Annotated in this window: 20 protein-coding genes and 1 tRNA gene; 5 read left to right on the top strand and 16 right to left on the bottom strand. The window is 66.3% G+C overall.

Going from position 1 to position 19,702, the window contains the following annotated elements:
- Nucleotides 1–2: 2 nt before the first annotated feature.
- Both nuoK and AAC050_RS07580 read right to left on the bottom strand, forming a co-directional pair.
- The gene (gene nuoK, locus AAC050_RS07585; protein WP_339914469.1) at nt 3–311 is read right to left on the bottom strand and encodes an NADH-quinone oxidoreductase subunit NuoK; all 309 of its coding nucleotides are present in this window, start codon (nt 309–311) and stop codon (nt 3–5) included.
- Complete coding sequence (locus tag AAC050_RS07580) at nt 311–940, bottom strand: NADH-quinone oxidoreductase subunit J (protein WP_339914468.1); 630 nt, start codon at nt 938–940, stop codon at nt 311–313. The genes nuoK and AAC050_RS07580 overlap by 1 nt, the downstream gene beginning before the upstream one ends.
- 232 nt (nt 941–1,172) lie before the next feature.
- Between AAC050_RS07580 and AAC050_RS07575 the strand changes: the two genes are divergently transcribed.
- Nucleotides 1,173–1,988, top strand: a complete 816-nt coding sequence (locus tag AAC050_RS07575) for a methyltransferase domain-containing protein (protein WP_339914467.1) — start codon at nt 1,173–1,175, stop codon at nt 1,986–1,988.
- 125 nt (nt 1,989–2,113) lie between these two features.
- On the opposite strand, the gene nuoI is transcribed toward AAC050_RS07575, so the two are convergent.
- The 12 genes from nuoI to AAC050_RS07515 are packed head-to-tail and all read right to left on the bottom strand — an operon-like array spanning nt 2,114 to nt 11,336.
- Nucleotides 2,114–2,605, bottom strand: a complete 492-nt coding sequence (gene nuoI, locus AAC050_RS07570) for an NADH-quinone oxidoreductase subunit NuoI (RefSeq protein ID WP_339914466.1) — start codon at nt 2,603–2,605, stop codon at nt 2,114–2,116.
- Entirely contained in the window at nt 2,605–2,820 is a 216-nt protein-coding gene (locus tag AAC050_RS07565; protein ID WP_339914465.1) for a hypothetical protein, read from the bottom strand. Before AAC050_RS07565 ends, nuoI begins: the two co-directional genes overlap by 1 nt.
- A complete protein-coding gene (gene nuoH, locus AAC050_RS07560) occupies nt 2,817–3,893 on the bottom strand; it encodes an NADH-quinone oxidoreductase subunit NuoH (protein WP_339914464.1) in 1,077 nt (358 codons plus the stop codon). Before nuoH ends, AAC050_RS07565 begins: the two co-directional genes overlap by 4 nt.
- Before the next feature lie 3 nt (nt 3,894–3,896).
- Nucleotides 3,897–5,942, bottom strand: a complete 2,046-nt coding sequence (nuoG, locus tag AAC050_RS07555) for an NADH-quinone oxidoreductase subunit NuoG (RefSeq protein ID WP_339914463.1) — start codon at nt 5,940–5,942, stop codon at nt 3,897–3,899.
- Complete coding sequence (locus AAC050_RS07550; protein ID WP_339914462.1) at nt 5,942–6,187, bottom strand: hypothetical protein; 246 nt, start codon at nt 6,185–6,187, stop codon at nt 5,942–5,944. Before AAC050_RS07550 ends, nuoG begins: the two co-directional genes overlap by 1 nt.
- 6 nt (nt 6,188–6,193) lie before the next feature.
- Nucleotides 6,194–7,507: an NADH-quinone oxidoreductase subunit NuoF gene (gene nuoF, locus AAC050_RS07545; protein ID WP_339914461.1), complete on the bottom strand. Its 1,314-nt coding sequence runs from the start codon at nt 7,505–7,507 to the stop codon at nt 6,194–6,196.
- 3 nt (nt 7,508–7,510) lie between these two features.
- Entirely contained in the window at nt 7,511–7,777 is a 267-nt protein-coding gene (locus AAC050_RS07540) for a hypothetical protein (RefSeq protein WP_339914460.1), read from the bottom strand.
- Nucleotides 7,774–8,436 carry an NADH-quinone oxidoreductase subunit NuoE gene (gene nuoE, locus AAC050_RS07535; protein ID WP_339914459.1) on the bottom strand — a complete coding sequence of 221 codons (663 nt, stop codon included), beginning with the start codon at nt 8,434–8,436 and terminating at the stop codon, nt 7,774–7,776. The genes AAC050_RS07540 and nuoE overlap by 4 nt, the downstream gene beginning before the upstream one ends.
- Entirely contained in the window at nt 8,433–9,719 is a 1,287-nt protein-coding gene (locus AAC050_RS07530) for an NADH-quinone oxidoreductase subunit D (protein ID WP_339914458.1), read from the bottom strand. The genes nuoE and AAC050_RS07530 overlap by 4 nt, the downstream gene beginning before the upstream one ends.
- Nucleotides 9,719–10,303 carry an NADH-quinone oxidoreductase subunit C gene (locus tag AAC050_RS07525; RefSeq protein WP_339914565.1) on the bottom strand — a complete coding sequence of 195 codons (585 nt, stop codon included), beginning with the start codon at nt 10,301–10,303 and terminating at the stop codon, nt 9,719–9,721. Before AAC050_RS07525 ends, AAC050_RS07530 begins: the two co-directional genes overlap by 1 nt.
- Before the next feature lie 56 nt (nt 10,304–10,359).
- Complete coding sequence (locus AAC050_RS07520; protein ID WP_339914457.1) at nt 10,360–10,989, bottom strand: NADH-quinone oxidoreductase subunit B family protein; 630 nt, start codon at nt 10,987–10,989, stop codon at nt 10,360–10,362.
- Nucleotides 10,959–11,336 (bottom strand): NADH-quinone oxidoreductase subunit A, encoded by a 378-nt coding sequence (locus AAC050_RS07515; protein ID WP_339914456.1) that lies wholly within the window; start codon nt 11,334–11,336, stop codon nt 10,959–10,961. The genes AAC050_RS07520 and AAC050_RS07515 overlap by 31 nt, the downstream gene beginning before the upstream one ends.
- Nucleotides 11,337–11,572: 236 nt before the next feature.
- Here AAC050_RS07515 and AAC050_RS07510 point away from each other — a divergent pair.
- From AAC050_RS07510 to AAC050_RS07500, 3 genes are all read left to right on the top strand, one after another.
- A tRNA-Asp gene (locus AAC050_RS07510) sits at nt 11,573–11,649 on the top strand.
- A gap of 169 nt (nt 11,650–11,818) precedes the next feature.
- Entirely contained in the window at nt 11,819–12,193 is a 375-nt protein-coding gene (locus AAC050_RS07505; protein ID WP_339914455.1) for a BlaI/MecI/CopY family transcriptional regulator, read from the top strand.
- Entirely contained in the window at nt 12,190–13,962 is a 1,773-nt protein-coding gene (locus AAC050_RS07500; RefSeq protein WP_339914454.1) for a M56 family metallopeptidase, read from the top strand. The genes AAC050_RS07505 and AAC050_RS07500 overlap by 4 nt, the downstream gene beginning before the upstream one ends.
- A 245-nt stretch (nt 13,963–14,207) precedes the next feature.
- On the opposite strand, the gene AAC050_RS07495 is transcribed toward AAC050_RS07500, so the two are convergent.
- The gene (locus tag AAC050_RS07495; RefSeq protein WP_339914453.1) at nt 14,208–14,723 is read right to left on the bottom strand and encodes a phosphoglycerate mutase family protein; all 516 of its coding nucleotides are present in this window, start codon (nt 14,721–14,723) and stop codon (nt 14,208–14,210) included.
- Nucleotides 14,724–14,792: 69 nt separating this feature from the next.
- Nucleotides 14,793–16,037: a glycosyltransferase gene (locus AAC050_RS07490; protein ID WP_339914452.1), complete on the bottom strand. Its 1,245-nt coding sequence runs from the start codon at nt 16,035–16,037 to the stop codon at nt 14,793–14,795.
- 469 nt (nt 16,038–16,506) lie between these two features.
- Between AAC050_RS07490 and AAC050_RS07485 the strand changes: the two genes are divergently transcribed.
- Nucleotides 16,507–19,683, top strand: coding sequence for an autotransporter domain-containing protein (locus AAC050_RS07485; protein WP_339914451.1), 3,177 nt, complete (start codon nt 16,507–16,509; stop codon nt 19,681–19,683).
- The last annotated feature ends 19 nt before the right edge of the window (nt 19,684–19,702 follow it).

The raw sequence follows: 19,702 nt of genomic DNA, 5'->3' as shown, positions 1-19,702 counted from the left end.
GCTCAACCCTTCATCACGGAGGCGTCGTCCACGGCGATGTCGCCGCGGTTACGGAAGAAGGTCACCAGAATGGCCAGGCCGACGGCGGCCTCGGCCGCAGCGACGGTCAGCACGAACATGGCCATGATCTGCCCGGAGATGTCGTTCAGATAGGCCGAGAAGGCGACGAAATTGATATTCACGGCCAGCAGGATCAGCTCGACCGACATCAGGATGATGATGACGTTCTTGCGGTTCACGAAGATGCCGAACACCCCGATGGTGAACAGCATGGCGGCGACCGCCAGATAGTGCTGCAGCGTCACGTCCATCACAGAAGCTCCTCGGGGGTCACGCCCGCGCCGGTGACGACGCTCTTGACCTCCATGGCGGTTTTACGTTTGCGCCCGACCTGGCTGTGAATGTCCTGTCGGCGCACGCCCGGCTTGTGCCTCAGCGTCAGGACGATGGCCCCGATCATCGCGATCAGCAGCACGATCCCGGCAGCCTGGAAGAAATAGACATAGTCGGTGTAGAGCACCCGGCCGATGGCCTCGACATTCGACAGGTCGGGGGTCGCCGCCGTCGGGGCGGTCGCATCGGCCGCCGCGCCGCGGGTCACGGTGACGATGGCGATCATGATCATCTCGGCCAGCAGCACCCCGGCCACGATCGCGGCCAGCGGCAGATAGCGGGCATAGCCTTCGCGCAGCCGCACGAAATCGACGTCCAGCATCATCACGACGAACAGGAACAACACCGCCACAGCACCGACGTAGACGACGACCAGCAGCATCGCCAGAAACTCGGCCCCCAGCAGCACGAACAGGCCGGCCGAAGAGAAGAAGGCCAGAATCAGCCACAGCACGCTGTGCACCGGATTGCGCGCGGTCACGACCAGCAGGGCCGACGCCACGGCCACGGTGGCCAGAACATAAAACGCTATGCCTTGTAAAAGCATCGAGCGGACGGCTCCCCAGGGCTTTGCCGGCGAGCGAAGCGACGGCGAGCGGATCGATCAGACACTCCCGAAATCCCGTGGCGAATCCCGCCCGGTACGCTTCGGAAAGCGCGCGACTTCTAGACCGGCGCTCGCTCTTTGCAAAGGCCGAATACACGTCCGGATATCGCCAGACGCACCTTGCCGGAACGCATCCGACCCCTCACTTTGTCTTCAAACGGACAGGATCCCCATGACTGAAGAGCGCAATTACCTGCTGGGCACCCACGACACCGAGGTCCAGCGCCTCGGATTGCAACACCGGGTCTGGCGGCCGAAGGTTCTGGACGTGTGGCGGCGAGCCGGAATCACCTCTGGTTCGCGCGTCGTCGATGCCGGGGCCGGACCGGGCTGGGCCAGCCTCGATCTGGCTGAAATCGTTGGGCCGGAAGGCCGCGTCCATGCGCTGGAACGCTCGGCCCGGTTCATCGAGGTGCTGGACGCCCGGGCCACACAGCGCGGTCTGGACAATGTCGAGACCCGGGTCCTCGACCTGGTCACCGAGCCGCTCGGCGTGACCGGAGCCGACGCCTTCTGGCTGCGCTGGGTGCTGGCCTTCGTCAGCGACCCGGCGCTGGTACTGGACAAGCTGGCCGCGACCCTGCGGCCCGGCGGTGTGGCGGTGATCCACGAATATCTGGACTACGACAGTTTCTCGATCCTGCCGCGCGATCCGGCGGTCGAGGAGTTCAAGAAATTCGTCGTCGACGACTGGCGCGCCAGCGGCGGCGAGCCCGACATCGGCCGCAGCCTGCCGCAGATGTTGCCGAAAGCCGGCTTCCGCATCCTGTCGATGCGACCGATCGTCGAGACCGTAACCAGCGACGACTTCGTCTGGCAGTGGCCGGCGGGCTGGGGCAAACAGTATCCGCGTTTCCTCGCCGACGCCGGCAAGGTCGAGCCCGCCTGGGCCGACCGCGTCATCGCCGCCTTCGAGGCCGCCGACGCCGATCCGCACGCGGTTCTGGTCACACCGATGGTGCTGGAAATCATCGCCGAGAAGATCTGAGCGACCCCATTCCTCCCCCACCGGGGGAGGGGGACCATCCGAAGGATGGTGGAGGGGGCCACAGCCGCAGACGCCGTGCTCGGGGTCGCCCCCTCCCCCGTCGCTTCGCTATGGGAAGGAATGCATCAGCGGAACGGGGCGTCGAGTTCCAGGTTCTTGGCGATCTGCCGTTCCCAGCGGTCGCCGTTGGCGAGCAGACGCTCCTTGTCGTAGAGTAGCTCCTCGCGGGTCTCGGTGGTGAATTCCGAGTTCGGGCCCTCGACGATCGCATCGACCGGGCAGGCCTCCTGGCACAGGCCGCAATAGATGCATTTGACCATGTCGATGTCATAGCGGGTCGTGCGGCGGCTGCCGTCGCTGCGCGGCTCGGACTCGATGGTGATGGCCTGGGCCGGGCAAATGGCCTCGCACAGCTTGCAGGCGATGCAGCGTTCCTCGCCATTGGCATAGCGGCGCAGCACGTGTTCGCCGCGAAAGCGCACCGACTGCGGATTGCGCTCGAACGGATAGTTCACGGTCGCCTTGGGACGCGCCATGTATTTCAGCGACAGGCCGACCGCGCCGAACAGATCGAGCAGCAGGGCCCCCTTGGCCGCCTGGGCGATACGTTTGAACATCAGGGTCGGTCTCTCGGAGTGCTGTTGCACAGCTGATCGTAGCGCGGGTCTTCCGGCTTGGTAATGGCGCACAGGCGGGCCTGTTCCGCGGCCCGGCGTGCAATGCGGTCCTGGCGTTCCTGCCACTGCTGGGCCGAGACCGGATCGGCCTCATAGGCCGGCGGCACACAGGCGCTCGTCATCAGGGCAATCAGAAGGACCGACAGCCGGATCATGACCCGACCCCGAACACCCGCCAGGCGGCCACGGCCACCACGGCCACGACCGAGGTCGGCAGGAACACCTTCCAGCCCAGACGCATCAGCTGATCATAGCGGTAGCGGGGCACAAAGGCCTTCACCAGGGCGATCATGAAGAACCAGAAGACGATCTTGCCGAAGAACACCAGGAACAGCAGGAAATTGACCAGGAACGGCGGCCAGCCGGCGGTGAAGTCGATCGGGAAGCCCGGGTTCCAGCCGCCGAAGAACAGCAGGCTGATCATCGCGCACATGAAGACGATGTTGGCGTATTCGCCGATCATGAACAGCAGGTACGGGGTCGAGGAATATTCGACCTGATAGCCGGCCACCAGTTCCGACTCGGCCTCGGGCAGGTCGAACGGCGGGCGGTTGGTCTCGGCCAGGGCCGAGATGAAGAAGATGATGGCCATCGGGAACATGACGAACACGGTCGGCCAGGTGGCCATGCCGCCGCCGAAGGCGAACCAGTTCCAGAACCAGCCCCCCTGCTGCGTGACGATGTCGGTCAGGTTCATGGTCCCGGCCAGCAGGATCACATTGATGATCACCAGACCGATCGACACCTCGTACGAGACCATCTGCGCCGCCGAACGCATCGCGCCGAGGAACGGGTATTTCGAGTTGGAGGCCCAGCCCCCCATGATGATGCCGTACACGCCCAGCGAGCTGATCGCGAAGATGTACAGGATGCCGACGTTCAGGTCGGAAATGACCCAGCCCGGGGCGAACGGGATCGCGGCCCAGGCGATGAAGGCCAGCACGAAGCTGATCAGCGGGGCCAGCAGGAAGACCACCTTGTCCGACCCGGCCGGGACGACGATTTCCTTCAGCACGAATTTGAAGAAGTCGGCGAACGACTGCAGCAGGCCGAACGGCCCGACCACATTCGGTCCCTTGCGCATCTGCACGGCCGCCCAGATCTTGCGGTCGGCCAGCAGCAGGAAGGCGAGCGAGATCAGGATGCCGACGGTGACCAGCAGGATGCCGCCCGCGGTGATCAGGGTCCAGCCGAGGGGGGTGGTCCAGAAAGTGTCTGCGGCTTCCATCGTCTACTCCGCCGCCATCGCGGCCGGGGCCATCCGCAGGGCGGACAGTTCGGCCATGGTCGCGCTGGCCCGCGCGATGGGATTGTTGAGATAGGGATCGGTCACGATCGACTGGAACACCACGTCGCCGAGGTCACCCTTTGTGCCCAGTCCGGCCACATCGAACATTCCTGACGGCGCCAGATAGTCGATACGGCCGAAGGTCGGATGATCGGCCATCAGCTTGCCGCGCAGGGCGTCCAGCGTATCGTACGGCAGGGTCTTGCCGACCCGCTCGGACAGGGCCCGCAACACGGCCCAGTCTTCCTTGGCCTCGCCCTTGGGGAAGACGACGCGTTCGGCCATCTGCACCCGGCCCTCGGTATTGACGTACAGGCCGCCCTTTTCCGTATAGGCCGCGCCCGGCAGGATCACGTCGGCGCTGTGCGCCCCCGCGTCGCCGTGGCTACCCAGATAGACCTTGAAGGCCCTGGATTTCGAGGTGTCGATCTCGTCGGCCCCCAGCAGGAACAACAGACCCAGCGCACCCTTGGCCGCCATCTGCGCCGCCGTCATTCCGCCCTCGCCGGGCACGAAGCCCATGTCGAGACCGGCGACCCGCGCCGCCGCATGGTGCAGCACATTGAAGCCGTTCCAGCCTTTGGTGACGACGCCGGTCTTCCTGGCCAGCACGCCCAGCGCGTTCAGCACCGCCGCCCCGCCCTCGCCCGCCAGCGCCCCGCCACCGACGATGATCGCCGGCCGCTCGGCCTTGGTCAGCTGGTCCAGCGCCGCCTTGGGAAGTTTGGACAGAGTCTTCGAACCTGCGCCCAACCAGTTGTAATCATAGGTCAGGTCGGCTTGCTCACCGATCAGCATGATCTCGGTCTTGCCGGTGATCCAGGCCTTGCGCAGGCGCGCGTTCAACAGCGGGGCCTCGGTGCGGGGATTGACCCCGACCAGCAGCACGACATCGGCCGTCTCGACCCCGGCCAGACCGGAGTTGAACAGCCAGCCCTCGCGCGGACCGGTCCCGAGAGTCGAGCCGTCCTGACGGCAGTCGATATTGGTCGTGCCCAGCGCGCGGAACAGGTCCAGCGCCGCCTTCATCGATTCCGCGTCCTGCAGGTCGCCGGCGATGACACCGATCTTCTCGGGCTTGGCCGTCCGCAGTCGCGCCGCCACCGTGGTCAGGGCCTCGTCCCATGAGGCCGCGCGCAGCTTGCCGTTCTCACGGATCCACGGCCGGTCCAGCCGCTGACGCGTCAGACCGTCGACGACATAGCGGCTCTTGTCCGACAGCCATTCCTCATTGATGCCCTCATGCACGCGCGGCAGCACCCGCATGACCTCGGCCCCGCGCGCATCGGCGCGGATGTTCGAGCCGAGCGCGTCCATCACGTCGATGGTCTCGGTCTTCTTCAGTTCCCACGGGCGGTAGTGATACTGCCACGGCCGGTGCGTCAGGGCCCCGACCGGGCACAGGTCATTGACGTTGCCCGACAGTTCCGAGGCGACCGACTTCTCGAGATAGGTGGTGATCTCGGCATCCTCGCCGCGGCTGATCATGCCGATGTCCGGCACGCCGGCGACCTCGGTGATAAAGCGGACGCAGCGGGTGCACTGGATACAGCGGGTCATGAAGGTCTTGATGGTCGGGCCCATCGCCTTCTCTTCGACCGCGCGCTTGTTCTCGGCATAGCGCGAGCCGTCGCGGCCATAGCCCATGGCCTGATCCTGCAGGTCGCACTCGCCGCCCTGGTCGCAGATCGGGCAGTCCAGCGGATGGTTGATGAGCAGGAACTCCATCACCCCTTCGCGGGCCTTACGGACCATCGGCGTGTCGGTGAAGATCTCCTGGCCCTCGGCGGCCGGCAGGGCGCACGACGCCTGCGGCTTCGGCGGTCCGGGCTTCACCTCGACCAGGCACATGCGGCAGTTGCCGGCGATCGACAGCCGCTCGTGATAGCAGAAGCGCGGAATCTCCTCGCCCGCACGCTCGGCGACCTGAAGCACGGTCATGCCGGCCTCGAACTCGACGTCTACGCCGTTGACCTTGGCTACGGGCATTATTCGCGGACTCCGCCAAAGGGATGATCGACCAGATCGAGACGCTTCTCGATCCGTTCGACACGTTCATCAATTCTGTCGAGCCGGCGGTTTACGCCCGCCAGCCCCTCTTCGACATGGGTCGTACGAACTTTCAGGCCGTGAAGGTCCTCGCCGATGCGGTCGACCTTGGTCTCGACCGCGTTGACGCGCGTCTCGATCCGCCGAAGGATCTCCAGCACCAGATTGTCGGGTTCCTCAGCCATATCGCCCTACTCCGCCGCGATCGCATGGCCGGCGAAATTCGCGCGGCGGCTGCGGTATTGCGAGATGCGATCCTCGATCTCGTGACGGAAATGGCGGATCAGCCCCTGGACCGGCCAGGCGGCGGCGTCGCCCAGGGCGCAGATGGTGTGGCCCTCGACCTGTTTGCTGACGTCCAGCAGCATGTCGATCTCGGACGGATCGGCCTCACCGACGGACATCCGCTCCAGCACGCGCCACATCCAGCCGGTACCCTCGCGGCACGGGGTGCACTGGCCACAGCTCTCATGCTTGTAGAAATAGCTGATGCGGGCGATCGCCTTCACCAGATCGGTCGACTCGTCCATGACGATGACCGCCGCCGTGCCCAGACCCGACTGCATCTCGCGCAGGGAGTCGAAATCCATCAGCGCCGTCTCGGCCATGTCGCGGGTGATCAGCGGCACCGACGATCCACCCGGGATCACCGCCTTCAGATTGCCCCAGCCGCCACGCACGCCGCCGCAATGGGCTTCCAGCAACTGCCGCAGCGGGATGCTCATGGCCTCCTCGACGTTGCAGGGCTTGTTCACATGGCCGCTGATGCACATCAGCTTGGTGCCGGTGTTGTTCGGACGACCGAAGCCGGCGAACCACTCGGCCCCGCGGCGCAGGATGGTGCCGACCACCGCGATCGACTCGACGTTGTTGACCGTGGTCGGGCAGCCGTACAGGCCGGCTCCGGCCGGGAACGGCGGCTTCAGGCGCGGCTGGCCCTTCTTGCCCTCCAGGCTCTCCAGCAGGGCGGTTTCCTCGCCGCAGATATAGGCCCCGGCCCCGTGGTGGACATAGACGTCGAAGTCCCAGCCGTGGACGTTGTTCTTGCCGATCAGCTTGGCGTCATAGGCCTGTTTGACCGCGGCCTCGAGGCGCTCGCGCTCCAGCACATATTCGCCGCGCAGATAGATGTAACAGGCGTGGGCCTGCATCGCGAAGCTGGCGATCAGACAGCCCTCGATCAGCAGGTGGGGATCATGACGCATGATCTCCCGGTCCTTGCAGGTGCCGGGCTCGGACTCGTCGGCATTGACCACCAGATAGTGCGGCCGATCCTTCACCTCCTTGGGCATGAAGGACCATTTCAGACCCGTCGGAAAACCGGCCCCGCCACGTCCGCGCAGGCCGGAATTCTTGACGTTGGTGATGACCCAGTCACGCCCGAGGTCGAGCATGTCCTTCGTCGCGTTCCAGCAGCCGCGCGTCTTCGCCCCGTCCAGCGTCCAGTCATGGAAGCCGTACAGATTGGTGAAGATGCGGTCCTTGTCTTCGAGCAGTCCGACCATGGTTCAGTCCAGTTCCGCCATGCGGCGGCGGTGATAACGAGTACGCATGAAGATGGCCGCCAGCATCAGCGCCCAGCCGACGGCCAGCAGACCGTAACCGGTCCATTGCACGGCCGGCGCAGCGGCCCCGGCCTGGGTCGAGACCCAGACCAGAACGGCCCCGACCAGCACGCAGCCGAACCCGGCCAGACGCTGTTTGCGCCCGACCGCGCGCATCTCCGCCCGATAGGCGGCGACGGCTTCCGGCGCATTGACGTCGGGTCGGCTCATGCCGGCACCGGCTTGCTGTTGGGCAGTTTCTTGATCGGTTTGGCGGCCGAGCCGTCGTACAATTTCTTGTCGGTCAGGGTCAGGATCCCGCCCACCGGTTCCGAGGTATGGCGTCCGGCATAAGAGCCCGGCTTCGGCGTCTTGCCGGCGGCGAAATCATCGATGATCTGCGCCAGACTCTCGGGCGTCAGGTCTTCGAAATAATAGTCGTTGATCTGGGCCATCGGCGCATTGACGCAGGCCCCGAGGCACTCGACCTCCTGCCAGGTGAATTTGCCGTCGGCGCTGAGCCTGTCCTTCGGGCCGATCTTCGACTTGCAGACGCCCATCAGCTCATTGGCCCCGCGCAGGGCGCACGGCGTGGTGCCGCACACCTGGATCAGGGCCGCCGAACCGACCGGCTCCAGCATGAACATGGTGTAGAAGGTGACGACCTCCAGCACCCGGATGTAGGGCATGCCCAGCAGCTCGGCGATGGCACGCAGCGCCGGCTCCGGGCACCAGCCCTCCTGCTTCTGCACCAGCCACAGGATCGGGATCACCGCCGACTGGCGACGGTCGTCCGGATATTTGGCGATCCACCAGTCGCATTTAGCCTTGGTCGCCTTCGAGAAAGCGAACGAGGCAGGCTGGATCTTGGCGAGACGACGAACGCTCATCGGTCCACTTCTCCGAAAACGATGTCGAGGGAGCCGAGGATGGCGGACACATCAGCCAGCATATGGCCGCGGTTCATCCAGTCCATGGCCTGCAGGTGGCGGAAGCCGGGGGCCGAGATCTTGACCCGGTACGGCTTGTTGCTGCCGTCACTGACCAGATAGATGCCGAACTCGCCCTTGGGGGCCTCGACCGACGCATAGACCTCACCCTCGGGCGTGCGGAAACCCTCGGTATAGAGCTTGAAGTGATGGATCAGCGCCTCCATCGAGCGCTTCATCTCACCGCGTTTGGGCGGGACGATCTTGTTGTCCTCGACCATCACCGGCTCGCCGGGACGGTTGCGCAGTTCGTGGATGCACTGCTCCATGATGTGCACCGACTGCTTCATCTCCTCGATGCGGCACAGGTAGCGGTCCCAGCAGTCGCCGTTCTTGCCGACGACGATGTCGAAATCCAGATCGGCATAGCATTCGTAGGGCTGCGACTTGCGCAGGTCCCAGGCGATGTCCGAGCCGCGCAGCATCACGCCGGTGAAGCCCCAGTCCAGCGCCTGCTGCTTCGACACCACGCCGATGTCGACGTTGCGCTGTTTGAAGATGCGGTTCTCGGTGACGAGAGATTCAATGTCGGCCAGCGCCGCCGGGAATTCATGGCACCAGCGGCCGATGTCGTCGATCAGGGCCATCGGCAGGTCCTGATGCACACCACCGGGGCGGAAATAGTTGGCGTGCAGACGCGCCCCCGAGGCGCGCTCGTAGAACACCATCAGCTTCTCGCGTTCCTCGAAGCCCCACAGCGGCGGCGTCAGGGCCCCGACGTCCATGGCCTGGGTGGTCACGTTCAGCAGGTGCGACAGGATGCGACCGATTTCGGAATACAGCACCCGGATCAGCTGGGCCCGGTACGGCACCTCGACGCCCAGCAGCTTCTCGATGGCCAGACAGAAGGCGTGCTCCTGGTTCATCGGCGCGACGTAATCCAGCCGGTCCAGATAGGGCACGTTCTGCAGATAGGTGCGCGCCTCCATCAGCTTCTCGGTGCCGCGGTGCAGCAGGCCGATGTGCGGATCGACGCGTTCGACGACCTCGCCGTCCAGCTCCAGCACCAGACGCAGCACGCCGTGCGCGGCCGGGTGTTGCGGGCCGAAATTGATCGTGAATTTGCGGTCGTCCAGCGCCTTCGCCTCGGCCGTGCGGCCGTCGTGCGGGGCGTCGAAGATGTCAGTCGCCAGTTCGGAGCCGAGCGGCGGTTTCTTCACGGGAGGGTTTGCACCGTCAGCCATCAGACCTTGCCTCCGGCGGGACCCGAACCCGCCTTCTCGTCACCGGGCAGAACGGGCAGCGGATATTCGGCTCCCTCCCACGGCGACAGGAAATCAAAGTTCCGGAACTCCTGGGTCAATTTGACGGGCTCATACACAACCCGCTTCTCCCCTTCGTCGTAACGCACTTCGACATACCCGGTCATCGGGAAGTCCTTGCGCAGCGGATGCCCCTGGAATCCGTAGTCGGTCAGCAGCCGGCGCAGGTCCGGGTGATCCGAAAACAGGATGCCGTACATGTCGAACGCCTCGCGCTCGAACCAGTTGGCCGCCGGATAGACGCTGATGACGCTGGGTACCGGGGCCCGTTCATCGGTCGCCACCTTGACGCGCAGACGCACGTTCCGGGTCATCGACAGCAGATGATAGACGACCTCGAACCGCTCGGTCCGGTCGGGATAGTCGACCCCGCACACATCCAGCAGCTGCTGGAAGCCGAAGCGGTCGCGCAGGACGGTCAGCACCTCGACGATACGATCACGATGGGCGACCAGGTTCAGTTCCCCGAACGAGACCTGGGCATCGACACCCAGCTCCCCGACCATCTCGGCCCCCAGCGGCGTCAGGGCGGCCTCAAGGACCGCGATATTGGCGACGGCGCTCATCGTTCGATGGTCCCGGTGCGACGGATCTTCTTCTGAAGTTGCAGCAGCCCGTACAACAGCGCCTCCGCTGTCGGCGGACACCCGGGCACATAGACGTCAACCGGTACGATCCGGTCACAACCGCGCACAACACTGTAGCTGTAGTGGTAGTACCCGCCGCCGTTGGCGCAGCTGCCCATCGACAGCACATATCTGGGGTCCGGCATCTGGTCGTAGACCTTGCGCAGCGCCGGAGCCATCTTGTTGGTCAGGGTGCCGGCGACGATCATCAGATCGGACTGACGCGGGCTGGCGCGCGGGGCCATGCCGAACCGCTCCATATCGAAGCGCGGCATCGACGCCTGCATCATCTCCACGGCGCAGCAGGCCAGGCCGAAGGTCATCCACATCAGGCTGCCGGTCCGGGCCCAGGTGATCACGTCGTCCAGCGAGGTGGTCAGGAAGCCCTGCTCGCCCAGCTGGGTGTTGACCTGCTCAAAGAATTTGTCGTGCAGCTTCGGATCATAGCCCTCGACCGTGGCGCGCGCGCCCTGACCGAAGCCCACCGGCGACGATCCCTGGTTGCCGGCACCGATCAGCGGCGTGGTGTTGGTCACTATTCCCATTCCAGCGCCCCCTTCTTCCATTCGTAGATGAAGCCGACCGTCAGCACGCCGAGGAAGACCATCATCGACCAGAAGGCAAACACCATCCCGGCCTTGGACAGGTCGAACATCGACACGGCCCAGGGGAACAGGAAGGCAACTTCCAGATCGAAAATGATGAACAGGATCGACACCAGATAGAAGCGCACGTCGAATTTCATCCGCGCGTCGTCAAAGGCGTTGAAGCCGCACTCATAGGCCGACAGCTTTTCGGAGTCGGGATTTTTGGGCGCGAGCACCCAGGCCGCCAGCATGAAGCCGAGACCCAGGACCGTTGCGATCCCGAGAAAGATCACGATCGGCAGATATTCCAGAAGAAATGCGTTCATTCGAGAAGACCTCGGCCACCGGAGCGGCGGCGGATTCGGCGCTTTCTAGCCTCAACCCGACCGGGGTTCAAACCCATGCTGACAAAGGTTTTTCTTGCGAATGGTTATCAGTTCCGTCCGGGTTCCGGCGGTCACTGGAATGAGGCTCGTAAATCCCCGATTGCGCGCTTGACAGCGCAAGTCCACCCCGCCTAAACGACGCCCCTCGCCGCGACGCACCAGCGCCGCGACGGGATGCGGGTGTAGCTCAGTTGGTTAGAGTGCCGGCCTGTCACGCCGGAGGTCGCGGGTTCGAGTCCCGTCACTCGCGCCATTTCTTCTAAAGCAGAGGAAATGGCGCGTGCCGCCCCCATCGCGACCCTGACCCGGTCGATACCCTTCTCCCCCTACCTTCCTTTCCTGTCCTCGATTTCATCCGCCCGCCCCAATCGCGCCTTATTCTGCTACATATGTAACAGGCTACAAATGTAGCGGAGGCCCCGATGATTGAATCCCTGCCCAGACGCGAACGCGAGGTGTTCGAGATTTTGTGCCGCCTCGAAGAGGGCACCGCCGGGGCCGTCCGCAATGCGATGATCGGATCACCCAGTGATTCCGCCGTGCGTACCCTGCTGTCGCGACTCAAGGCCAAGGGGCTGGTCGCCCATCGCACGGAGAACCAAGCCTATATCTACAAGCCCGTGCAGCGCCCCGAGGCCGTCGCCACGGGGGCCCTGCGCCGTCTGGTCGACACCTTCTTCAACGGCTCCCCCGCCACCGCCGCCACCGCCCTGCTGGGTCTGGCCTCACAGCTGGACCCGGAAGAACTGGCGGCCCTGCGCCGGGCCATCGACGACGCCGGGGAGCGGCAGTCATGATCGCCCTGTTCATCAGCCTCGCCCTGAAGTCCGGCCTTGTCGCCGGGGCCGGCCTGCTGCTGGCCGAACTGTTCGCCAGACGCCCCGCAGCCGAGCGCGCCGATCTGCTGCGCGCCACCGTCGGCCTGATGCTGGCCCTGCCGGTCATCGCCCTGGCCGGACCCGATCTGGCCCTGGCCGTCCTGCCCGCGGTCGCCACCGCGCCGGCCCCGATCATCCCGAACACGGTGGCCTGGGCCGGCGAGGTCGGCCCGATCGCCGGGGTTTCGGTCAGCGGCTCGGTCGGGGCCCCACCGGCCTGGGCCCTGCTGGCCATTGTCTGGACCTTGGGGGCTGTCCTGGTGCTGGGCCGATTCCTCGCCGGGGTCTGGACCCTGTCGCGCTGGAGCCTCCACGCCCGCCCGGTGATCGACACCGCCTGGACCGCCGCCCTGGAACGCCAGTGCGACGGCCAGGTCAGCCGCCCGCGCCTGCTGACCGCCGCCGGCGTCGACGGACCGCTCAGCTGGGGCCTGCCGCCCGGGACCGTCCTGATCCATCCCGACAGCCTGGCCCGCCCGACCGACGCCGACGCCGTCCTGGCCCATGAGATCGCCCATATCCGCCGCCTCGACTGGCCCTTCCTGGCCCTGTCGCGGCTGGCCCTGGCCCTGTTCTGGTTCAATCCGCTGATGTGGCGGCTGCACAGCGCCCTGATCGACCGTTCCGAAGAGGCCGCCGACACCCTGGCCATCGCCCGCGTCGACCCCCGCCAATACGCCCACACGCTGGTCAATCTGGCCGCCCGGACCACCCCCGTGGCCGCGACCGGCATGACCGGTTCCGCCCGCCCCCTCAGTCAAAGGATCGACTCCATCATGACTTCCCCGCGCAAGCCCCACGCCCGCTCCATCGCCTTGACCCTGGCCGTCGGTGCCATGGTGGCCGTCGCCACCCCGCTGGCCGCCCTGGAACTGGCGTCGCGCACTGCCGACGACAGCCCGGCCCGCGCGCCGGCAGCGGCCGGCGTCGCCGCAACGGCGGTCCTGGCCCCGGCCGCGGCCGTTACGCCGGTCGGATCGGTCGGATCGGTCGCGCCGGTCGCGCCGGTCGCCCCGACCGATGACTACAGCTTCAGCTATTCCAGCGACGGCTACACGGCAGCCCGGGTCTCACAGGCCGACGGCAGCACCAGCCGCCAGATCTACAGCCACTCGGGCGACGGCCCGCCCCCTCTGCCCCCCTTGCCGCCCGCACCGCCGGCACCGCCCGCCCCGCCTGCGCCCCCGGCACCACACGCTCACCCGGCCCCGCCCGCACCGCCCGCACCGCCGCGGCTGGTCACCCGGCTCGCGCCGGTCGACGGCGTGACCCGGGCCCGGACGGTTCAGGATCAGGCCCGCGTCGCCCAGGACCGCGCCCGGGCAGAGGCTGACCGGTGGGCCGCCTTGCGGGACCGGGAACAGACCCGCGCCGACGCCCGCGCCGCTGCCGGCGACACCGAGGCCGCCCGGGCCGATGCCCGCCGGGCCCAGGCCGACGCGCGTGTCCAGATGCGCACCGGGGCCGATGAGATGGAGCGCGGGGCCGAGACCATGCGGGAAGAAGCGCGCAAGCTGCAGAATGCCGCCTATCGCGCGGAACGGATCGCCGAGGCCCGCGCCCAGGGCCACACCGTCACCGACGCAGAGCTTCAGGCCCTGTCGCCCCGCCTGGTGACCCAGGCCGATGAACTCGTCGTCGCAGCGCGGCAGCTGCGCCAGCGCAGCGAGGACCCCGCCGCCCTCTAGTGAGGCCTCACTAGAGGGTCAGCACCCCGCTGTGAGACCTCCATCGCCGACAGGGTGCGACGGGTGATCACGGGAGCGGACAAGCCGCGCCTGACCTCGGCCCGCTGCCGGGCCGGGCTGGGACCGTCGTCGAGGTCAGGGCGATAATCAGACACAGCCGCATGGTCTCCAGGATCAGGACGGGACCCTGGCTGAGCCATAGGGCAGCGGGTGACGGGACAACCGAATGGGGATTCAGCCGATCCTCAGCAGGGCGGGCTGGCGGCCCCGTAGCGCCCGGTCACCGCATGGGCACCGGTCGGCGTCAGGGTCAGGACCGTCAGCCGGTCGTATTCACAGTCGGCCATTGCGGCTGCATCGGTCGCCCCCAGCGCCCGGGCGATCTCGGGCACCGTATTGCTGTGACCGACCACCAGCACCACCGCATCGGCCGGAACCTGCCGCACATCCGCCACCAGCCGGGCCACATGGGCCGCAGCTCCGCCGTCCAGCGACACGGCGATCGCCCCGACATCGACCGCCGCCGCACTCGGCGCAGCCGTCAGACCGGTGCGTTGCAACGGCGTGACGAAGACATGGCTCACGCCGGCCCCGGCCAGAACTTCAGCCAGGGCGGAGGCCCGGGCCTGTCCGGCGTCGGACAGCACCGGATCGGCGCTCTGTTCGGCCTTCTCCGCATGACGAACGATGATCACGGTCTGGGCCAGCGCCGGTGACGCCATGACGGCCGCCAGAACAAGAGCCAGGATCAATCTGTACATACCGGACGTCGCCTCTGTTGCGCCTGGACCCTGACCCGGCACCGCAGGCCTGTCCAGCCGCCGGGACGGCTAGGGCAGAACCTGTCGCTCTGCAGCCTGGACAAAGGCCGCCTTGCCACTGACGTCGCCATAGACAGTGCACAAATCCTCGAACACACGGTTCCAGGCGAAGCGATCGACGGTCCTGGCACGGGCCGCCCGGCCCAACGCCTCTATATCGCGCGCGAACAGGGCCTCGATCGCCGCGGCATAGTCACGCGGGTCGGCGCTGCGGGCCAGCTGGCCGACGCTCTCGTCCACCGTCTCGGCCACACCGCCGGCGTTGACCCCGACCACCGGACGCCCGCAGGCCATGGCTTCCAGCACGATCAGGCCGAACGGCTCCTTGTCATTGGCGTGGACGAAGGCGTCGCAGCTGGCGATGATCCTGGCCACGCCCCGGGGATTAGCCTCATACGGCAGGGAGATGACCCGCTCCTCGGCCGGCATGCCGGCTCCGGCCCCGACCAGCACCAGATGATAGGGCGCGCCCAATTTCTGCACCGCCTCGATCAGCACACCGATGTTCTTCTCCCGCGCCGGTCGCCCGGCGAAGCACAGCAGGCGCGCCGAATCGGGCAGGTCCAGCTTCTTCAGCAGCCAGTCGCGATCGCGCCGGTCGGGCCGGAAGGTGTCGATCTCGACCCCCAGCGGCCGGATCACGATATCGCGGACCCCGGCCTCCTCGAGTCTCCGGGCGATGAAGCGGCTGGGCGAGACCACCCGGTCGAATTGCGAGAACAGCTCGGCCCAGCGTTTCTCGACCGGTTTCTTGGCCCATTCGCCGAAATGCAGCGCCGCCAGGCCGGCCGGGTCGGAATGACAGAAGCCAACGACCGGACAGCCCGCCCTCTGGCCCGCCTCCAGTGCCCCCTGCCCGGGCGTATAGGGATCTCCGGCCTCGATCACCGAAGGCTCCAGGGCCGCGACCCAGGCCCCCCAGCGCCGCACCGAGGACGGCCAGCGATAGCCGTCGCCGAACGGCAGCTTGGTCGCATGCAATTTGATGACGCCGTCGTCCCCGGCCTCGTGATGGGCTCCCGGCACGACCAGACTGTGAGCCACGCCGGGCCGGTTCGCCTGCAGCCAGGCCTGTTTCGACAGCAGATAGCGTTTCACCCCGCCCGAGCGCGGCGCATACAGCATGGTGGTGTCGACAAGCCGGGGTCGGGCGTCCGCCGTCGACGCCCGCAGCCGGCGAAGCGTTTCCGAGACCTCCTCGTCGAGGCCGGGAATCAGCCGCAGCTCACTTTCCTCGACCTTGACCCCCACCATGCTCAGCAATTCTGCTTCGGTGGGCGGCCGGCTCCCGGTCCGGACAGCGCGATTTCTGATGCGTTGGACCCGTCGGACGGTCGCCAGTCTGGACTTCACCATAGCGTCGCCGTAGCGCCGGAAACGCCAGAGCTCAAGCCTTCCTCGCCGATGATCGGCGACCGAACTGCGGTCTTGCAAGGAAACCGCCCCGCGAGACGGACTCCGGCAACACTCGACACAGGCGATGTCGGCTCCAACATGCGGCCGACTCGACCGATTCAGGGCCTGATTCTCCCGCCAAACCTGACCGTTGAGCTCTGGTTTTGAATGCGGAACTGGCCGGCTTCGGCATCAGGGGCGCGGCATCTTTGCACCCTTAGGCCTTGCATTCGCCTCAAATTCGCGAAACTTGAGACATGCTGGCGCGGTCCCTGTTAGAGGATCGCCTGCGTCCTTGCGCGTCTGTCCACCAGGGGTATTTTTTCGAATGCGTAAACTGCTTGCGACCGCAGTGGCGATCGCCCCTCTGATGGCTGCGGCCGGCGCTCACGCCGAAATCGTGATTTCGACGACCCGCACCACGCCGATCACAACCGCCAACGCGACCGGGACCGGCCCGGACAGTATCCGCATCGCCAGTGGCGGTGCGATCAATGTCACGACCGGCAATGTCGTCACCCTCAACTCTAGTCACAACATCATCGTCGATTCGGGCGGATCGATCGGCGGCGTCAACACAGCCAACGGCACGACCGGCATTCTGGCCAACGGCGGCAACACCGGATCGATCACCATCAGCGGCAGCGTCACCGTCGGCGATGACATCGCGACCTATCCCGACACCGACAGCGACGGCGACCTGGACGGGGTCTGGGCCAACGGCAGCGACCGTTTCGGCATTCGCCTTGCAGGAGCCTCGCCCCTCACCGGCGACATCCGTCTCAACAGCTCCAGCTCCCTGGTCGTGGACGGCGTAAATTCGGTCGGGATCTCGATCGAATCCGGTCTCGTGGGCAATCTGACGACCCTCGGCAGCCTTCAGGTCTTCGGCGACAACGCCATCGGTGTTCGCACGACCTCGACCATCGACGGCAACGTCATGCTCAGCGGCACCATGGCCGTCTTCGGGGCCAATACCTCGGCCGTATCGATCCAGGGCGACGTCAATGGCCGCCTCGTCTTCCAGGGCGACATTCTCTCCTCCGGCTATCGCTACACAACCCGTCCGCCCGAGGCCGTCATCGCCAAGCTTGAGCCCGATGACATGCTGCAGAACCGCTCTGCCGTGATCGTCGCGGGCAATGTCAGCGGTGGCGTGGTGTTCGACCAGCCACCGGTCGACGCCGACCCCAACAACGCTGATGAGGACAATGACGGCGTCCCGGACGCGACCGAGACCAAGGCTTTCATCAGCAGCTTCGGCGCGGCACCGGCCGTCACCGTCGGCTCGGCGAGCCGGTCGGTCACCCTCGGGGTCGCCGGCACCGGTGATTCCGCCTTCGGCTTCATCAACCGTGGCACCCTCACGGGCCAGGGTGTTTATGACGGTATCCAGGGCAACGGCGTTCTGTTCGGCGTGCCCGGCGGCCAGATCGTCACCATCGACGGCGGCGTTCGCAATGAGGGCACGATCTCCGGACTGTCGTTCGAGGCCGACGCCACCGCCATGCGCTTCGCCACGGGTGCGACCACACCCCAGATCGTCAATACCGGCAACCTCTCCGCCGGTGCGACGTCTGCCCTCGCCAGCCAGGTCACCGCGCTGCAGATTGACGCCGGGGCCTCGGTGCCCAGCGTCTCCAACAGCGGCGTCATCCTGGCCACCGCGATCGGCAGCACCGTCAACACCACCGGCATCCGCGATCTCAGCGGTACCCTGACGTCGATCACCAACACCCGACTGCTGCAGGCGACGCTGACTCCCAATGCAGCGGGCGACCCGATCACCGGCAGCGCGACCGCGATCGATGTCCGCGCCAACACCACCGGCGTCACCATCATGCAGACCGGGCCCGTCGGAGCCGGGTCTCCGACGGACCTTGATACAGACGGCGACGGGGTTCCTGATATTTTCGAACCCGCCATCACCGGGGCGATCCGGCTTGGCTCGGGCAATGATTTCGTCGATATCCGAAACGGTGAAGTCAATGGCGACATCTATTTCGGGGCCGGGGCCGACCGGCTGACCATCACCGGCGGCGGCGTTGTCCGCGGGGCCCTGTCCGATTCCGACGGCCTGCTGGACATCAGCGTCGTCAACGGACTTCTCGATGCCCGCCAGACGAGCCCGCTGAATGTCACCAGCCTGAACATCGGCGCGAACGGCAATCTGCTGGTGACCCTCGATCCGGCGTCCGGCGGCAACTCCGGATTCGTGGTGTCGGGAACGGCGACCCTGGCCACCGGGGCCGGACTCGGCGTGAACTTCACCTCCCTGATCGACTCGCCCAGTCGCTTCACCATCATCGACGCCGCCACCCTCAATTTGGGCACGGTCGACCTGAATTCGATCCAGACCCAGGCCCCCTATCTGTTCATGGTCAATGCCGGAGCCGACGTGCCGGCCGGTGATGTCTATGTCGACGTCCGCCGTCGCACGGCCGCCGAAGCCAACCTGATTCCGGCCGAAGCCCAGATGTTCAATTCATTCTACGGGGCCCTGGGCAGCAGCAGCGCCCTGCGCGACGTCTTCCTCGCCCAGACGGACCGGACCGGCTTCATCGGTCTTTATGAGCAGATGCTGCCGGATCACTCGGGCGGCTCGCTGCTGTCCCTGGCCAGCGGCGTCGATGCGGTCACCCGCGCCCTGACCGGACGAAATACCTCGGCCGCCCCCGGTGAGGTCAGCGCCTGGGTGCAGGAAATCAATTTCTACGCCGACAAGGACAAGACCGACACCTACGGCTTCCGCTCCGAAGGCATCGGCTTCGCCGGCGGCGTCGAGCGGGGCTCGGGGCTCGGCGCGGTCGGTGTGTCTCTGGCCTTCACCTCGTCGGACATCCAGGACCCCGAGGCCGAGGCTGCGGAGGTCCTGTCGAGCAGCCTGATCGAACTGGGCCTCTACTGGCGCGCCCAGGGTCAGTACTGGACCACCTGGGCCCGGGCCGCGGCCGGCTATGCGACCTTCGACTCCACCCGCCAGTTCGTCGGCGGCGGACTGAACCTGAAAAACGCCGCCAGCTGGAACGGCCTCACCCTGGCCGCGGCGGGCGGGGCCTCCTACGAGCGCAGCTTCGGCCGCTTCGGGGTACGTCCGGAAGTCTACGCCGAATATTTCTCGCTTCGTGAGGACGCCCGCACCGAAACCGGCGGCGGCAACGGCTTCGATCTCAGCATCGATCAGCGCACCGGCCACCTGTTCTCGGCTGTCGCGGCCGTCAACTTCAGCATGGGCATGGGCGAGGACAGCTGGCTGCGACCCGAGGTCCGGGTCGGCTGGCGTCAGAACCTGTCGGTCGATCCCGGCGAAACCATCGCCCGCTTCGTCGGCGGCGGGGCCGACTTCCGTCTGACCCCGAACACCATCGAAGGTGGCGGTCCCCTGCTCGGCTTCCGTCTCAACATCGGCAACGAACTTGGCATGCTCTCGATCAGTGCCGACGCAGAAAAGATCGAGGATTACGTACGTTACATGCTGTTGTTGCGCGCCAGCTTCCGCTTCTAGGTCCAATACAAAATCAAGA

It is taken from the genome of uncultured Brevundimonas sp., from assembly GCF_963974615.1.
Lineage (GTDB): Bacteria > Pseudomonadota > Alphaproteobacteria > Caulobacterales > Caulobacteraceae > Brevundimonas.
This window is presented reverse-complemented; position numbering and strand designations above follow the sequence as displayed.

What these genes read in the sequence shown, in the direction of transcription:
- nuoK (WP_339914469.1), bottom strand. Translation starts at nt 311, where the DNA reads ATGGACGTGACGCTGCAGCACTATCTGGCGGTCGCCGCCATGCTGTTC.
- AAC050_RS07580 (WP_339914468.1), bottom strand. Translation starts at nt 940, where the DNA reads ATGCTTTTACAAGGCATAGCGTTTTATGTTCTGGCCACCGTGGCCGTG.
- AAC050_RS07575 (WP_339914467.1), top strand. Translation starts at nt 1,173, where the DNA reads ATGACTGAAGAGCGCAATTACCTGCTGGGCACCCACGACACCGAGGTC.
- nuoI (WP_339914466.1), bottom strand. Translation starts at nt 2,605, where the DNA reads ATGTTCAAACGTATCGCCCAGGCGGCCAAGGGGGCCCTGCTGCTCGAT.
- AAC050_RS07565 (WP_339914465.1), bottom strand. Translation starts at nt 2,820, where the DNA reads ATGATCCGGCTGTCGGTCCTTCTGATTGCCCTGATGACGAGCGCCTGT.
- nuoH (WP_339914464.1), bottom strand. Translation starts at nt 3,893, where the DNA reads ATGGAAGCCGCAGACACTTTCTGGACCACCCCCCTCGGCTGGACCCTG.
- nuoG (WP_339914463.1), bottom strand. Translation starts at nt 5,942, where the DNA reads ATGCCCGTAGCCAAGGTCAACGGCGTAGACGTCGAGTTCGAGGCCGGC.
- AAC050_RS07550 (WP_339914462.1), bottom strand. Translation starts at nt 6,187, where the DNA reads ATGGCTGAGGAACCCGACAATCTGGTGCTGGAGATCCTTCGGCGGATC.
- nuoF (WP_339914461.1), bottom strand. Translation starts at nt 7,507, where the DNA reads ATGGTCGGACTGCTCGAAGACAAGGACCGCATCTTCACCAATCTGTAC.
- AAC050_RS07540 (WP_339914460.1), bottom strand. Translation starts at nt 7,777, where the DNA reads ATGAGCCGACCCGACGTCAATGCGCCGGAAGCCGTCGCCGCCTATCGG.
- nuoE (WP_339914459.1), bottom strand. Translation starts at nt 8,436, where the DNA reads ATGAGCGTTCGTCGTCTCGCCAAGATCCAGCCTGCCTCGTTCGCTTTC.
- AAC050_RS07530 (WP_339914458.1), bottom strand. Translation starts at nt 9,719, where the DNA reads ATGGCTGACGGTGCAAACCCTCCCGTGAAGAAACCGCCGCTCGGCTCC.
- AAC050_RS07525 (WP_339914565.1), bottom strand. Translation starts at nt 10,303, where the DNA reads ATGGTCGGGGAGCTGGGTGTCGATGCCCAGGTCTCGTTCGGGGAACTG.
- AAC050_RS07520 (WP_339914457.1), bottom strand. Translation starts at nt 10,989, where the DNA reads ATGGAAGAAGGGGGCGCTGGAATGGGAATAGTGACCAACACCACGCCG.
- AAC050_RS07515 (WP_339914456.1), bottom strand. Translation starts at nt 11,336, where the DNA reads ATGAACGCATTTCTTCTGGAATATCTGCCGATCGTGATCTTTCTCGGG.
- AAC050_RS07505 (WP_339914455.1), top strand. Translation starts at nt 11,819, where the DNA reads ATGATTGAATCCCTGCCCAGACGCGAACGCGAGGTGTTCGAGATTTTG.
- AAC050_RS07500 (WP_339914454.1), top strand. Translation starts at nt 12,190, where the DNA reads ATGATCGCCCTGTTCATCAGCCTCGCCCTGAAGTCCGGCCTTGTCGCC.
- AAC050_RS07495 (WP_339914453.1), bottom strand. Translation starts at nt 14,723, where the DNA reads ATGTACAGATTGATCCTGGCTCTTGTTCTGGCGGCCGTCATGGCGTCA.
- AAC050_RS07490 (WP_339914452.1), bottom strand. Translation starts at nt 16,037, where the DNA reads ATGGTGGGGGTCAAGGTCGAGGAAAGTGAGCTGCGGCTGATTCCCGGC.
- AAC050_RS07485 (WP_339914451.1), top strand. Translation starts at nt 16,507, where the DNA reads ATGCGTAAACTGCTTGCGACCGCAGTGGCGATCGCCCCTCTGATGGCT.